Annotated in this window: 12 protein-coding genes; 8 read left to right on the top strand and 4 right to left on the bottom strand. The window is 72.3% G+C overall.

Going from position 1 to position 14735, the window contains the following annotated elements:
- Positions 1 to 10 precede the first annotated feature (10 nt).
- The 6 genes from ACGFH9_RS24750 to ACGFH9_RS24725 all read left to right on the top strand — a co-directional run bounded on the left by ACGFH9_RS24750 (position 11) and on the right by ACGFH9_RS24725 (position 5490).
- Positions 11 to 895 (top strand): MHYT domain-containing protein, encoded by an 885-nt coding sequence (locus ACGFH9_RS24750; protein WP_393223446.1) that lies wholly within the window; start codon positions 11 to 13, stop codon positions 893 to 895.
- Positions 896 to 1079: 184 nt separating this feature from the next.
- Complete coding sequence (locus tag ACGFH9_RS24745; protein WP_393223443.1) at positions 1080 to 1931, top strand: fumarylacetoacetate hydrolase family protein; 852 nt, start codon at positions 1080 to 1082, stop codon at positions 1929 to 1931.
- Entirely contained in the window at positions 1928 to 2677 is a 750-nt protein-coding gene (locus tag ACGFH9_RS24740) for an SDR family NAD(P)-dependent oxidoreductase (protein WP_393223440.1), read from the top strand. Before ACGFH9_RS24745 ends, ACGFH9_RS24740 begins: the two co-directional genes overlap by 4 nt.
- A 19-nt stretch (positions 2678 to 2696) precedes the next feature.
- A complete protein-coding gene (locus tag ACGFH9_RS24735) occupies positions 2697 to 3452 on the top strand; it encodes a (Fe-S)-binding protein (protein ID WP_355233572.1) in 756 nt (251 codons plus the stop codon).
- A gap of 20 nt (positions 3453 to 3472) precedes the next feature.
- Complete coding sequence (locus ACGFH9_RS24730; protein WP_393223436.1) at positions 3473 to 4894, top strand: LutB/LldF family L-lactate oxidation iron-sulfur protein; 1422 nt, start codon at positions 3473 to 3475, stop codon at positions 4892 to 4894.
- Positions 4876 to 5490 carry a lactate utilization protein C gene (locus tag ACGFH9_RS24725; protein WP_393223433.1) on the top strand — a complete coding sequence of 205 codons (615 nt, stop codon included), beginning with the start codon at positions 4876 to 4878 and terminating at the stop codon, positions 5488 to 5490. The genes ACGFH9_RS24730 and ACGFH9_RS24725 overlap by 19 nt, the downstream gene beginning before the upstream one ends.
- A 2-nt stretch (positions 5491 to 5492) precedes the next feature.
- Here the strand turns inward: ACGFH9_RS24725 and ACGFH9_RS24720 are convergent, their stop codons facing one another.
- Positions 5493 to 5591 (bottom strand): hypothetical protein, encoded by a 99-nt coding sequence (locus tag ACGFH9_RS24720; RefSeq protein WP_393223430.1) that lies wholly within the window; start codon positions 5589 to 5591, stop codon positions 5493 to 5495.
- A 76-nt stretch (positions 5592 to 5667) separates the two neighbouring features.
- Positions 5668 to 7848, bottom strand: a complete 2181-nt coding sequence (locus ACGFH9_RS24715; protein WP_393223427.1) for a DUF4132 domain-containing protein — start codon at positions 7846 to 7848, stop codon at positions 5668 to 5670.
- Positions 7849 to 7863: 15 nt separating this feature from the next.
- On the opposite strand from ACGFH9_RS24715, the gene ACGFH9_RS24710 reads away from it, so the two are divergent.
- Entirely contained in the window at positions 7864 to 8037 is a 174-nt protein-coding gene (locus ACGFH9_RS24710) for a hypothetical protein (RefSeq protein ID WP_393223424.1), read from the top strand.
- A gap of 120 nt (positions 8038 to 8157) precedes the next feature.
- Here ACGFH9_RS24710 and ACGFH9_RS24705 read toward each other — a convergent pair whose 3' ends face one another.
- Positions 8158 to 8550 (bottom strand): hypothetical protein, encoded by a 393-nt coding sequence (locus ACGFH9_RS24705; protein WP_393223421.1) that lies wholly within the window; start codon positions 8548 to 8550, stop codon positions 8158 to 8160.
- A 131-nt stretch (positions 8551 to 8681) separates the two neighbouring features.
- On the opposite strand from ACGFH9_RS24705, the gene ACGFH9_RS24700 reads away from it, so the two are divergent.
- Positions 8682 to 9083 carry an ATP-binding protein gene (locus ACGFH9_RS24700; RefSeq protein WP_393223418.1) on the top strand — a complete coding sequence of 134 codons (402 nt, stop codon included), beginning with the start codon at positions 8682 to 8684 and terminating at the stop codon, positions 9081 to 9083.
- 113 nt (positions 9084 to 9196) lie between these two features.
- Here the strand turns inward: ACGFH9_RS24700 and ACGFH9_RS24695 are convergent, their stop codons facing one another.
- The gene (locus ACGFH9_RS24695) at positions 9197 to 14659 is read right to left on the bottom strand and encodes a carboxyl transferase domain-containing protein (protein ID WP_393223415.1); all 5463 of its coding nucleotides are present in this window, start codon (positions 14657 to 14659) and stop codon (positions 9197 to 9199) included.
- Positions 14660 to 14735: the final 76 nt, after the last annotated feature.

Raw genomic sequence — 14735 nt, 5'->3', positions numbered from 1 at the left:
AGCAGCCGCCGTGGCGGACATCAATCACTTTGAGTACGGGTGGATCACGCCCGCGCTGAGCTACGCGCTGTCGGTGCTCGGGTCGATCCTCGGGCTCGTCTGCGCCGGCCGTATCCGTACGGCCCGCACCGCCGGGCAGCGCGCCTGGTGGGGCCTTCTGTCCGCCTGGGCCCTCGGTGGCACCGCCATCTGGGCGATGCACTTCATGGCCATGCTCGGCTTCGCCGTCGACGGGGCCCGCATCCGGTACGACGTGCCGCTCACCGCCGCCAGCACCGTCATCGCGGTGGTCGCGGTCGGCATCGGCCTGGCCATCGTCGGCACCGGCCAACTGAAGCCGGTACGCCTCGTCGCTGGCGGCGTGTTCACCGGTGCCGGCGTCGCCGCCATGCACTACACCGGCATGGCGGCGATGCGCCTCAACGGCAGCCTCGGCTACGACACCACCCGCGTCGTCCTCTCGGTGGTGATCGCGGTCGTCGCCGCGACCGTCGCGCTGTGGCTCGCGATGACCGTCCGGCGTGGCCTGGCGATCTTTGGCTCCGCGCTGGTCATGGGCGTCGCCGTGAACGGCATGCACTTCACCGGCATGAGCGCGCTCTCGGTGCACCTGCACGAACGCTCGGGTGGGGCGACCGGCGCCGGGGTGAGCGCGTTGCTGGTGCCGATCGTCGTAGCGGTGATCTTCGGGGTGGTCGGGCTGCTCTACGCCCTGCTCGCCGCTCCCACCGACGACGACCTGGCCGCCACCGCGTACCTGGACGCGCGTCGGGCCCCGACGCCCGCGCCGGTCACGCCGGAGACCGATCCGGACCCGGTCGGGCTGCGCGCCCGCTCCACCCTCGGGCAGCCGGGTACCCCGTTCCCGTCCCGCCGGGACACCCCGCCGCGCTGACGCCGCCAGGCCGCCGCCGTTGCGAGGCCGTCGCGGCGATGCCGGGCGTGCTCGCCCGTGCGCGACGGCCGCGTCTCATCCCGCTGACCGAGGTGATCCCGCCGTGCGACCGGCGCGGTGTGTCGGTGTTGAATGCGGGGGTGTCCGCCACCCCGCGAGTCAACCGGACACAGAGGAGGGTGAGATGAACTTCCAGCGCCTCGGCCCGAGCGGCCAGGAGATCCCGGTCGTCCAGCACGACGGTAGAACCTTCGACCTGCGGCCACTCACCGCCGACCTGGACGGGATGTTCTGGGCGTCGGACGGGATCGCCCGGACGCGGGCCGCGTTGGACGGTGGCGAGCTGGCCGAGCTGTCCGACGCGGACAGCCTGCGGGTGGGCGCACCGGTGGCGCGTCCCGCCAAGATCGTCTGCATCGGGCTCAACTACCGCGACCACGCCGCGGAGACCGGCGCGGCACTGCCCGCCGAGCCCGTGGTCTTCATGAAGGACCCGATGACCGTCGTCGGCCCGTACGACGACGTGCTCGTCCCGCGTGGTTCGACCAAGACCGACTGGGAGGTCGAACTCGCGGTCGTCGTCGGGAAGACCATCCGGTACGCCGAGTCCCCCGAGCAGGCCCTGCGGCACGTCGCCGGGTACGCGGTGTCGCACGACGTGTCCGAGCGCGCCTTCCAGTTGGAGCGCGGCGGCCAGTGGGACAAGGGCAAGAGCTGCGAGACCTTCAACCCGCTGGGGCCGAGCCTCGTGCCGGCCGACGAGGTCGGCGACCCGCAGTCGCTCGCGCTGCGCCTGTGGGTCAACGGGGTGCTCCGCCAGGACGGGTCCACCGCGAACATGATCTTCCCGGTGGCGCACGTCCTGTGGTACCTCAGCCAGTTCATGGTCCTGTACCCCGGCGACGTCATCAACACGGGAACGCCGGCCGGCGTGGCGCTCGGCCTCCCCGACCACCCCTATCTGCGCGCCGGTGACGTGGTGGAGCTGGAGGTCGCCGGCCTGGGCCGCGCACGTCAGACGTTGGTGGCGGCATGACCCCGGAGTTCGCCGGGCTGGCCGCGATCGTCACGGGCGGCTCGTCCGGGATCGGTCGCGCGACGGCCGTGGAACTGCGCGCCCGAGGCGCCCGGGTGGCCGTCCTCGACCTTGACCCGAGCGGGCTTGACGATGACGTCGTCGGCATCACCGCCGACGTGTCGAGTCGGCCGTCGGTGGACGCGGCGGTCGCTGCGGCCGCCGAGGCGCTCGGCGGCCTCGACGTGGTGGTCAACAACGCCGGTATCGGCGCGACCGGGACCGTCGCCGACCAGGGCGACGACGAGTGGCACCGCGTGCTCGACGTCAACGTGGTCGGCATGGCGCGGGTCGTCACCGCCGCGCTGCCCTGGCTGCGTCGCTCCGACCACGCGTCGGTCGTCAACCTCTCGTCCATCGCGGCCCTCAACGGCCTGCCGGGCCGCGCGCTCTACTCGGCCAGCAAGGGCGCCGTGCTGTCGCTGACCCTCGCCATGGCCACCGACCACGTCCGCGAGGGCATCCGGTTCAACTGCGTCTGTCCGGGCACCGCGGACACGCCCTGGGTCGGGCGGCTGCTGGCGCAGGCGGACGATCCGGCCGCCGAACGCGCGGCGCTGCAGGCCCGCCAACCCATCGGGCGACTGGTCACCCCGGAGGAGGTCGCCAACGCGATCCTCTACCTCGCGTCGCCGCGCTCGGCGTCGACCACGGGTACGGTGTTGGACGTCGACGGCGGTGTCACCCACCTGCGGGTCCGGCCGTGACGACGGGCGGGGGTGTGCCGTGCGGATCGCACTGTTCGTGACCTGCCTGGCCGACACCATGTTCCCGCAGGCGGCCACGGCGACCGTACGGCTGCTGGAACGGCTCGGCCACGACGTGGTCTTCCCGACCGAGCAGACCTGCTGCGGGCAGATGCACGTCAACACCGGCTACCAGCGCGAGGCCGTGCCGCTGGTGCGCCGGCACGTACGGACCTTCGACAGGTACGACGTGATCGTCGCGCCGTCGGGCTCCTGCGTCGGGTCGGTACGCCACCAGCACGCGATGGTGGCCCGGCGTGCGGGTGACGAGGGTCTGGCCAGCCGGGCCGAGTCGGTGGCCGAACGGACGTACGAGTTGTCGGAGCTGCTCGTCGACGTGCTCGGGGTGACCGACGTGGGCGCGTACTACCCGCACCGGGTCACCTACCACCCGACCTGTCACTCGCTGCGGATGCTGCGGGTGGGTGACCGGCCGCGACAGTTGCTGCGCGAGGTGCGCGGGCTCGACCTGGTCGAGTTGCCGGCGGCGGAGCAGTGCTGTGGTTTCGGCGGCACGTTCGCCGTGAAGAACCCGGAGACGTCCACGGCGATGTTGGCGGACAAGATGCGTCACGTGCTGGACACCGGCGCCGACGTGTGCGCCGCCGGCGACGTGTCCTGCCTCATGCACATCGGCGGCGGACTGTCGCGGCTGCGCACCGGGGTGCGCACCGTGCACCTCGCCGAGATCCTGGCGTCGACGGAGACCAGCGGCGCAGCGGCGGCCCGGTCGTGACCCGCCCGACGTTCCTCGGCATGCCGACGACCGCGCCGCCCGGCGTGGGGCACCTGCGCGGCGACGAGTCGTTCCCGAGCGCCGCGCGGCGCAGCCTGGCCGACCCGCAACTGCGGCGCAACCTGCGGCACGCGACGACGACGATCCGGACCAAGTCCGGAGCAGTGATCGCCGAGCAGGCCGACTGGGAGGAGCTGCGCGCGGCCGGCGCGGCCATCAAGGCCGACACCCTGCACCGCCTGCCCGAGCTGCTGGAACAGCTCGAGGTGAGGGTCGCCGCAGCCGGTGGTGTGGTGCACTGGGCGGCGGACGCCGTCGAGGCCAACCGCATCGTCACCGACCTCGTCCAGGCGACCGGCGCGGACCGCGTCATCAAGGTCAAGTCGATGGCGACCCAGGAGATCGGCCTCAACGAGGCCCTGGAGGCGGCCGGGATCACCGCCGTCGAGACCGACCTCGCGGAGCTGATCGTGCAGCTCGGCGACGACCGGCCGAGCCACATCCTCGTACCCGCGATCCACCGCAACCGCGCCGAGATCCGCGAGATCTTCCTCCGCGAGATGCCCGGCGTCGACCCCGCGCTGACCGACGACCCGCCGGCCCTGGCGGCCGCCGCACGCCGGTTCCTGCGCCAGACCTTCCTGAGTACGCCGGTGGCGGTGTCCGGCGCGAACTTCGCCGTCGCCGAGACCGGCACCCTCGCCGTGGTGGAGTCCGAGGGCAACGGCCGGATGTGCCTCACCCTGCCGGAAACCCTCATCACCGTCATGGGCGTGGAGAAGGTGGTGCCCACCTGGCGGGACCTGGAGGTCTTCCTCCAACTCCTACCGAGGGCGTCGACGGGGGAGCGGATGAACCCGTACACCTCGATGTGGACGGGTGTCACCCCGGGCGACGGGCCGCAGGCCTTCCACCTGGTCCTGCTGGACAACGGGCGCAGCGCGGTGCTCGCCGACGAGGTCGGCCGGCAGGCGCTGCGGTGCATCCGCTGCTCGGCGTGCCTCAACGTGTGCCCGGTCTACGAGCGCGCCGGCGGGCACGCGTACGGGTCGGTGTATCCGGGGCCCATCGGTGCGGTGCTGTCGCCGCAGCTCACCGGCATCGAGGACAACGCGTCCCTGCCGTACGCGTCGACGCTCTGCGGCGCCTGCTACGACGCCTGCCCGGTCAAAATCAACATCCCGGAGCTGCTGGTGCACCTGCGCGCCGAGGCCGTCGAGTCGCGGCAGCGGCCCACCGCCGAGTCGATCGCGATGGCCGCCGCCGCGTACGCGATGGACCGGCCCCGGCTGTACGCGGCCGGGCAGGGCGCGGCCCGGCTGAGCCGGTTCGCCGGTCGGCGCGGGCGGGGCCTGCCCCCGCCGTTGAACGGCTGGACCGCGAGCCGGGACCTGCCCGACCCGCCGGCGCAGACGTTCCGCGAATGGTGGGCCGAGCGGTGACCTCCCGTGACCTCGTCCTCGGCCGGCTGCGCGCCGCGCTCGCCGCCGGCGCCCGGGCCCCGACGCCGGTGCCGCGCGACTACCGGCGGGCCGCCGACGTGGACCTCGACCAGTTGGCGCAGCGGTTGACCGACTACCGGGCCCACGTGCACCGGATCACCGAGGCCGCCGTCGCCGACACGATCGCCGACATCCTGCCGGCGGGCGGCACTGTCGTCGTACCCCCGGGTCTGTCACCCGTGTGGCTGCCGGCGACGGTGACCGCGCTGCCCGACGACGGCCTCGACCACGCGCGGATCGGCGGCGCGGACGGCGTCGTCACCGCCGCCGCGGTCGCCATCGCCGAGACCGGGACGGTGGTCCTCGACGGCTCGCCCGACCAGGGACGCCGTGTGCTCAGCCTGTTGCCGGACCTGCACATGTGCGTGGTCCGCGCCGACCAGGTGGTGGCCACCGTGCCGGAGGCCCTGGCGCGGCTGACGCCGCAGCACCCACTGACCTGGATCAGCGGACCGTCGGCCACCAGCGACATCGAGTTGATCCGCGTGGAGGGCGTGCACGGCCCCCGCCGTCTACACGTCCTCCTACTGCCCTGAGGTCAGGCCTCTGCAACGTAGACGCCTTTACCGGGATGTCCCTCGACCAACCCGCGATCCTTGAGGATCGTCATGACCCGGTTGATCGTAAAGATGTGCACGCCGTGTTGTTCGGCCAGTTCCCGTGTGGACGGCACTTCTCGCCCGGCGCAAGCTCTCCGGACTTGATCTTTTCGGCTATCTCGTTGGCGATGCGCCGGTAATCCACTCGCTCGGTAGACATAAACCGATCTCCGGGGGTCGGAGTTGGCTCAGGACGGTGGGGTCGGTGATGCGGTCGTCGGCGGCGAGCATGATCGCCTTGGACAGGATCGTGGCGAGCATGGTGTCGTCGTCGAACGGCAGGTGCAGGCGACCGGTTTGGCTGCGCGCGGCGACGATGCACAGGTACCTGTCGTCGGGCTCCATCATGATGTTGCCCGAGCCGAGGTGGATGCGGTACGCCCGCAGGTTGCCCCGCACCCGCAGATACCGCTCCGCGAGGTCCACCCGGCCCGCGATGGCCATCCGGGGCAGCAGTCGGGCCAGCGCGTCCCGACGTACCTGCGCGGACGGGGTCAGCTCCGCCACCGCCGTCCGGTGCCAGTAGGCGGAGAACCGGTCCTCACCACGGTCGGCCCACTGCGGGTCGGTGGCGATCGAGGTGACGCCGACGAACAGGTCCACGTCGCGCATGGCCTCGGTGAACACCAGCGGTGGCACGTCGATGATCCGCGCGGGTTGCCACGACTTCCCGTCGTGCCGGGCGAAGCGCACCTGGTCGGTCGAGCAGTACTCGACGTCGTAGCGGCGCTCCTCCGGGTCGTCGACGAGCGCGTGGTGGAAGGACGCCTGCCACGCGCCGCCGCCGAAGACCTTGGTGGCCTCGCTGTCGTACCCGCCGTCCCAGGTGCCGAGGTAGCCGGCCTGCCAGCCACGGGCGCGCATCAGGGCGTTGGCCTGCCGGTAGCGCAGGATGTGCGCGGCGAACCGGTTGGAGTAGGTCTCCGTCTTCTCCTCGGCCGGCGTGCGCAGATAGACCTCCCGGAACGCCTGCTTGAACGGCTGCGTCAGGCCGGCGTCGACCAGATGACCGCGCCAGGCCAGCACCTCGGCCGTGCTCGCGCGAGCGGGATGCCACAACCGGACCGTCCCGTGGTCGAGGGCGTGGCCGTCCCGGTCGACGATCGCCCACGCGCCGCCGTTCCGCCGGGGCAGACCGGCCGTCCAGCGCTGGCCGTCGGTGCTGACCTCCCACAACAGGTGCCGCCCGTAGGTCGCGGTCACCGGGTGGTCGAGGAAGCGCGACGACCATTCGGGGTACGACCAGACGCGCTCCTCCGACAGCAGCCCCTCGACTCGTTGGCGCTCGCTGACGAGGGTCGCGCCGACCTGCCTGACGAGAGCCCGCAACTCGGCGAGGTCGTCCTCGTGGGACTGCTTCACCTGGGCCGGAACGCCCTTCAGGGTGACCTCGTCGCGGGCGAAGACCAGGCGCGCCCGGTCGCCGACGATCTCGACCGTCGCCGCGTACGGGCCGACCGCTCTGCGCAGCCGCCCGTCCGGTCCGAGCCCGTGGTCGTCGACGGCCAGCTCCATGACCTCGCTGAACGACCACCCGCGTCGCGCCCCGAGCTGGGTCAGCACCGTCTGGACCCGGGTGCGCACCGCCTTGTTGCGGACGGTCATCGCGAGTCGGGCCAGCGTGCGCAGCGGCACGTCGCCGTCGCGGTCGGCCAGCAGGCGTACCGCCGCGATCGCCGTGCGCGAGGCGTACGGGAATCCGGCGGCCTGGCGGGGTGCGGCCGCCGCGCCGGCGGTGGCCCGGGCCAGCAGCTCCGTTGCTCTCTCGTCGCGCTCGCGCGACAGTGCCCACACCAGCCCGCGCAGGAGCCGGTCCGTGTCGTCGTGCACGCTCCGCCCGTGGGCGGCGAACGCGTCGAGGAGCCGGCGGACGACCTGCCGGCCGCCCTGCGCGGCGACGAGCAGTTCGTCGAGGCGGCGCAGCCACTTCGCGGTCGCCGCCGGCTTGTCCAGCGCGGCGCAGTGTTGCAGCAGCTCCGGAACGCCCGGTGCGGCGAGGTCAGCGTCCAGGTGGGCGCGTACGGCGGGCCCGAAGCTGTCCCCGTCGTGCAGCAGCCACGACGGCAGGCGGCTGCCGGTGGCGCGGTCGATGGCCTGGCCGAACAGCGTGACGGCACGTCGTCGGGGCGCCGCCGCGATGAAGTAGTCGTCGACCAGCTCATGCTCAGGGCGCGCAGCGCCGGCACCAGATCGGCCAGTTCGGCGGCCGTCAGGCGCGGCGCGATCACCGCGGGCAGCTCCAGGTGGGCGCCGTTGTCGAAACAGGCACCCGCAGCGGCGACGTGCAGGCACCACAGCAGGTCCGCGCGCGTGAAGGGAACGTCACCGCTGGCGAGGTTGCGCACCACGTCGTTCAGCGCGGTCGGAGTCGACGCGGACGCCGACTCCCGGTGCATGGCCAGGGCGGCGCGGCGGCGTTCCTCGGCCGACCACGATTCCACGGTGGACCACTCGGGCACGTTCGTCACCGAGGAGCCCCAGTAGTAGGTGCTGGCGATGCGCAGCACCGCGCGGATCCGTTCGTCGGCCTCGGCGAGACCGGTCTCCACCTGCCGCCGGTCCGCGTCGCCCAGGTGGGGGAGCAGCGCCGTCCAGTCGCCCATGTCAGCCACCTACCAACGCGACGAGCCGGACGAACGCCACGTCGAGGTCGGCCCGCAGGTCGATCTCCTCGTCGAGGTCGTCGACCTGGCGGTCGCCGACCAGCAACAGGAAACCGTTGTGGGCGAACGCGGCGCAGGCCCGATCCGCCTGCGCCCCCCAGTCGAGCCGCCGGCCCGGGGCGACCCGGTACCCGTTCAGCGTCGCCTCCGTGTCGGTCGGCTGCACCAGGCCCCGGAAGTGCCGGGGCTGCGCGGCGTTGAACCGTGCCACCTCCTCGCGCACCCGCAGCCGGACCAGCTCCCGCGCGGAGATGCGCTCCGGCAGGCCCGTCAACGGCCAACTGTCGACGGGTCTGCCGGTCGCCGTCTCGTCCCGAACGATCACCGTGACCATGCGCTCTGCTCCTTGCCCTGAGGTGAGCGGCAGCATGGCACAACCGTCCGACAAAAAGCGGGCACCCGGCACGCCCAGGTCAGCCGCTACCGTGCAGCGGATCAGATCACGGAGAGGGCGGTTGTGAGCTGATGCAGAACGCCGTCGACGCGATCACCGCCCGCCATGTGGGCGATCCCGGCGCGCCGGGTGCGATCCACATCTACCCGCCGGAGTCCACCGGGGACGGCACGCTGCGCGTCGAGGACACCGGCATCGGCCTGACCGAGGCGCAGGTGCACGAACTGCTGGCCACGATCGGCCGTAGCTCCAAGCGGGACGACCTGGGGTTCGCCCGGCACGAGTTCCTGGGCCAGTTCGGTATCGGTCTGCTCTCCTGCTTTGAAGGAAGGGTGCGGCCCGGGATGAAAAGGGCGCGAGGCGTGGCTTCGAAGGACCGGAAACTCGTTTCGAAACATCATGGCCGTCGATGGGCCCCGTCAACTCTGAAAACTTCCGGAAAACAGTCGGGTGAGCTGCGCGACTGTGGATAGTCATCTGATGAAAGTTTCGCCCCTGCGCCGCGTGCCGGGCCGGTCAACGACAGTGGGGACGGCACCGACCGTGCTGGTCGGCGCCGTCCCCACGGTGCGGGATCGGCAGTGGATCAGCCGCGCAACCGTGCCTCGATCGCCTCGATGACGCGTGGACGCAGCTCCGCGGCGCGGATGACCGCGTCCACCGAGCCCACCTCGACGGCCCGCTGGATGTTGTGCACCCGGTCGAACTCCGTGGCCACCTCGCCAAGCTTCTCCGCCCGCACCGAGGAACGCAGCTCGTCGAGCTCGGCCGTCAGCGCGGCCTTCTCGGTGCCGGACGCGGCGGCGACCCGGGCCTCCAGGGCGCGCACCCGCTCGTCGGCGGCCGTACGGGCGTTGACGTCGGCGGAGAACACCACCGCGGCGGCGGGAGCGCCGCCGAGCACCGAGGCGAACGAGCCTTCCAGCGCGAGAACCGTCATGCTCGGGTTCAGCGCCTTCGAGAACACCACGAACGCGCCGCCGTGGTACCGCGAGATCACACAGAACACGATCGGGCCCTGGAAGTTCACGATCGCCCGGCCGATCTCCGCGCCGTACTCCAGTTGGAGCTTGCGCATCGACTCGGGTGAGCCGTCGAAGCCCGACAGGTTGGCCAGCACGACCAGCGGCCGGTTGCCGCTGGCGGCGTTGATGGCCCGCGCGGCCTTCTTCGACGAGCGGGGGAACAGCGTCCCCGCCGTGTACGTGTCCGGGCCGTCGGTGGGCGGGAAGCCCCGCCGGGGCACGGACCGGGACTCGATGCCGAGCAGGCACACCGGGATTCCGCCGAGGTGCGCGTCCTGCACGACAGCCGTGTCGGCGTCGGCCATGCCCGCCCACCGTTCCAGCACCGGACGGTCCTGGTCGGCGAGGGCCCGCAGCACCGTCCGGATGTCGAACGGCTTCTTGCGATCCGGGTTGGCCTCGGCGGAGAAGATCTCACCGACGGTACGGAAGGGGCTGCCCGCCACGTCGTGCGGGAACGGGGAGATGTCGCGGTCCACCGGGTCGATGGTGGTCGCCCGTCGCGGGGCGTCCTCGCCGGGCGCGACGTACGTGTGGTCGTAGTGGGCCGTCAGCACGTCCCGCGCGGCGGTCAGGTTCGGCGCCCAGTACTGCGCCTGCCCGTTCGGGCCCATGACCCGGTCGTAGCCGCCGATGCCGAAGTTGTCCTCGGCCGAGACCCCGCCGGAGAAGTCGAGCGACTGCTTGCCGGTGAGCACCATCGCCGAGTCCGGCGTCATCACCAGGACGCCCTTGGTGTGCATGAGCATCGTGGCCTCGGCGTTCCAGTAAGGCTGCGCGCCGACGTTGATGCCCGCGACCACGATGTTGATCTCACCGCCGGCCTGGGTGAACTCGACGATGCGCTTGAGCGCCGCCGCCACCCAGTCCATGTTCTCCGTACCCGAGGTCATCGAGATCCTGGCCCCGGCGGACAGCGCCCACCACTCGACCGGCACCCGCATCCGCTCCGCCAGGTCCAGGGCGGCGATCACCCGCCGGCACTCCGGCTCGGACAGCGCGCCCAACGACTTCGTCGGATCGCCGAGCAGCACGACCCGGGTCACGCCCTGCGGGTGTCGCTCGCTCGGCGAGGTGACCACGCCGGCGACGATCGCGGCGCGGTTGCGCCCCCTCGGCCGGTCCACCGGCACCAACTCGTACGCGTCGTCGAGGTCGTGCTCGACGAAGTCACCGAGCCGGCCGGTCAACTCGTACGGGTAGACCGTGTTGCGGCTGCTGGCCCGCAGCACCTTGAGCCGGTACTCGTCGAGCGGCTCGACGGCCTCGGCCGGCGGCTCGCCGATGGTCAGCTCCGCGCCGCCCTGGGCGTCGAACGAGATCCGTACGGCGATCTTGGTCAGCTCGCCGGTGCGGCGGTCGCGCTGACGCGCGATGAACAGGATCTCCTCCAGCCCGGCGCCGACGGTCGTCGGGCGTACCCGCCCGGCGATCATCTCCATCTCCTCGCGGGTCAGCTCGCTCGGCGGCCACACGTAGACGACGATCCGGTTGGTGGTGAAGCGCGTCTTCGACGGCCGCCGCGACTGGGCCCGGCGGATCGAGTCGAGGCAGGCCGCGACCGCGTCCTCGGCGGTGGGCAGCGCCACCAGCCGGCCGTCCTGCTCGCGCAGCTCGGTCAGGTCGCGTACCTGTGCGAACGCCACGAGGCGCTCGTCGGCCGGGTTCTCCCGCGCCACGCACTGGAAGAGGTAGACCTCCTCGTCCGACGACGGCAGCCGGGTCAGGTCGAACTTGTGCAGCCGCTCCAACTGCATCCGCTGCGCGATGTACGGGTGCAGACCGCGGATCAGCCGGTCCTCGACCATTCCGGCGTTTGACGGGCGGAAGGTGAAGTGGTGGTGCATCACCGCCCCGCCGCGACCCGCGACGGTGGCGGTGAGCCGACGCACCTGCGCCGGCAGCGGATGGGCGGCCAGCACGTCGAGCAGCGCGGCGGCCATCGCGTCGAAGTCCTCCGGCTGGTTCTCCCAGCCGAGGTAGATGTCGGCGTCGACGGAATCCTCGGCGCCGGCCAGCTCGGTCAGCCCGCGCAGCGCGTCGCCCAGCCCGTCGAAACGGACGGCCGCGGAGACCACACTGGAGTCCGCGCGCTCGGCGACCACGAAGGAGCAGTCACCGACGTCGCTGGTCCGCACCCGGGTGAGCGCCTTGTTGCCGTAGTAGCGGCGGGTCAGCACCTCCAGCATGACCGTGTTGTCGAGGTGGTGACGCACGAGGCGCTGGCCGAGCAGACGTACCAGGGGCTCGGTGCTGCGGACCATCTCGGCGACACGCTCGGCGCGGTCGGGGGCGTCCGGGTGGGCGTCCAGGTGTCGCAGGTGGGCCCGGACCTGGGCGTAGACGCGGGCGCGGTTGCGGCGCAGCAGCGGCTGCGCGAACCAGGCGAACACCACGCCCCGGGCCAGGTCGGCGATGGCGGGGAAGCGGACCTGTGTGGCGGCCACCAGCCGCTCCAGCGCCAGACCTGCGGGCTCGCGCAGCGACTCGTCCGGCGGGGTCTCGCGCAACCACTCGCGCAGCAGCGACGCCACGACTGTCGCGTCGACGGACGCGCGCTGCTGGGCCAGGAAGATCCGGAACACGGCGGCTTCCAGCCCGGGGGAGCGCTCCAGATCTGTCACACCGTAGTGGCCGAGCGCCTTGGCGAGCTTGGCCTGGAAGGCGTCCGGCAGCCCGGCCCGCTCCACGTCGAGGCTCTGCAGGTAGGTGTGCAGGTACTCGCGGTCGCTGCGCGCGTGCGCGCCGCCGTCCTCGCCGGTCGGCCGGTTGCGGCTCAGCTCGGCAAGGTCGGCGAACACGTCGACGAGATCCACCTCGGCGGCCAGCGGCCGGTGACCGTCCTCGGTGGCCAACCGGCGTACGACGAGGTAGTCGTCGAGCACGCGGCGCTCGTCGTGCGGGTCGACGTCGAAGCCGAGCAGCAGGCCGCGCAGGTCCTCCTGGCCGCGCCTCGCGCGCTCGTACGCGGACAGACCGTCGTCGGCGGCGGGCAGGTCCAGCTCGACGGCGGGGGTGCTCGGGCCGGCCACGGCGTCGGTCGCCTCCTCGGCGAGCGGCTCCAGCCGCAGCAGCGGCGCACCGGCCTCCACCTGGCTGCCCACCGAGACCGCGCACTCCTTGAGTCGGGCCTTGAACGGCGCGCGCAGCACCGTCTCCATCTTCATGGCCTCCAGCACCAGCACCGGCGCGCCCGCCTCGACCTCGGCGCCCACCTCCAGGGGAGTGGCGACGACCAGCGCCGGCATGGGGGAGCGCAGCACACCACCCTCGTCGCGGCTGACCCGGTGCGTCACGCCGTCCACCTCGACGAGGTGGGTCGGGCCGTGCGTGCCGGTGAGCAGCCGGTACCGGATGCCGTTGACGGCGATCTGGCCGGTGTGCCGGTCGAAGCGGTCCAGCTCGACATCTGCCGTGTGGGCGGTGCCGCCCGCCTCGATGCCGACGCGGAACCGGTGCGCGCCGATCCGCGCCACGCGCAGCCGGTAGGTGACGCCGCGCAGCTTGAGGTCCAGCGGTCGGCCGCTGGCGTGCTGCACCTGCGGTCGGCCACCGGCGGCGGTCGACAGCAGCCGCTGCCGCTCGGCGCGCTCCTCCTCCTCGTACGACTCGATCGCGGCGGCGGCCAGGGCGACCGCGGAGTGCCGGTGCGTGACCAGCCGACCCTCGCCCCGGACCCGGTCGATCCAGCCGGTGTCGGCGCTGGCATCGATGATCTCGGGCTGGTCGAGCAGGTCGAGCACGAAGCTCTTGTTCGTCGCGCCACCGTCGATGATCACCGTGGTGTCCGCCATCGCACGCCGCAGCTTGCCCAGCGCCTCGTCGCGGTCGCGCCCGTACGCGATGATCTTCGCGATCATCGAGTCGAAGTCGGCCGGGATGGTGTCGCCCTCGCTCACACCGGTGTCCACCCGGATGCCCGGCCCGGCGGGCAGGTCGAGCCGCGCGATGCGTCCCGGTGACGGCGCGAAGTCCCGGTCCGGGTCCTCGGCGTTGAGCCGGGCCTCGATGGCGTGCCCCCGCTCGGCCGGCGGGTCGCCCACGAGCCGACCGCCCGACGCGACGTGCAACTGCGCCTTGACCAGGTCGAATCCGGTGGTCAGCTCGGTGATCGGGTGCTCGACCTGGAGGCGGGTGTTGACCTCCAGGAACGCGAACAGCCGGTCACCGGGGTGGTACAGGAACTCGACTGTCGCCGCGCCCCGGTAGCCGACCGCGACGGCGAGCCGCTCCGCCGACGTCTTCAGCTCGGCGGCCTGCGCCTTGTCGAGCACCGGCGAGGCCGACTCCTCGATGACCTTCTGGTTGCGCCGCTGCACCGAGCAGTCGCGCACGCCCAGCGCCCACGCCGTGCCCTGACCGTCGGCGATCACCTGCACCTCGACGTGCCGGGCCCCGGTGACCAGGCGCTCCAGGAACACGATGCCGCTGCCGAACGCCCGCGCCGCCTCCTGGCTGGTGCGCTCGTACGCGTCGGCCAGCTCGGCCTCGTTGGTGATCACGCGGATGCCGCGCCCGCCGCCGCCGGCGGTGGCCTTGAGCATCAGCGGGTAGCCGATCTCGGCGGCCGCTGCCCGCGCGGCGTCCAGGCTCTCGACGGCGCCGCGGCTCCACGGCGCGACCGGCACGCCGACCTCCTCGGCGATCAGCTTCGCACCGATCTTGTCGCCGAGTTGGCGCATGGCCTCCGGGCTCGGTCCGACGAACGTGACCCCGATCTTCTCGCACAGCTCCGCGAACGCCGGATCCTCGGCGACGAAACCCCAGCCGACCCACGCGGCGTCGGCGCCGGTCTCGGTCAGGGCGCGTTCGAGCGTGGCGAGGTTCAGGTAGGGCCGGGCCGATGCCGGACCGAGGTCGTACGCGATGTCCGCCTCGCGCACGAAGGTGGCCGTGCGGTCGACGTCGGTGTGTAGGGCGACGGTCTCGATCCGGCTGCCCGTCTCCGCGGCCAGCTCTCGGACCGCGTGGATCAGCCGCATGGCGGCCTCACCACGGTTGACGATGGCGACACGGTTGAACACCCGACTGACCCCTTTGGTAGACCACGATGTACGTGCCGCGAGACGACGGCTCCCGGCAGTGATCACTTTTCCGCCT

The sequence above is a fragment of the Micromonospora sp. NPDC049102 genome, from assembly GCF_043197485.1.
Lineage (GTDB): Bacteria > Actinomycetota > Actinomycetes > Mycobacteriales > Micromonosporaceae > Micromonospora.
The sequence above is the reverse complement of the archived record's forward strand: the minus strand, read 5'-3'. Positions and strand labels throughout refer to the sequence as shown.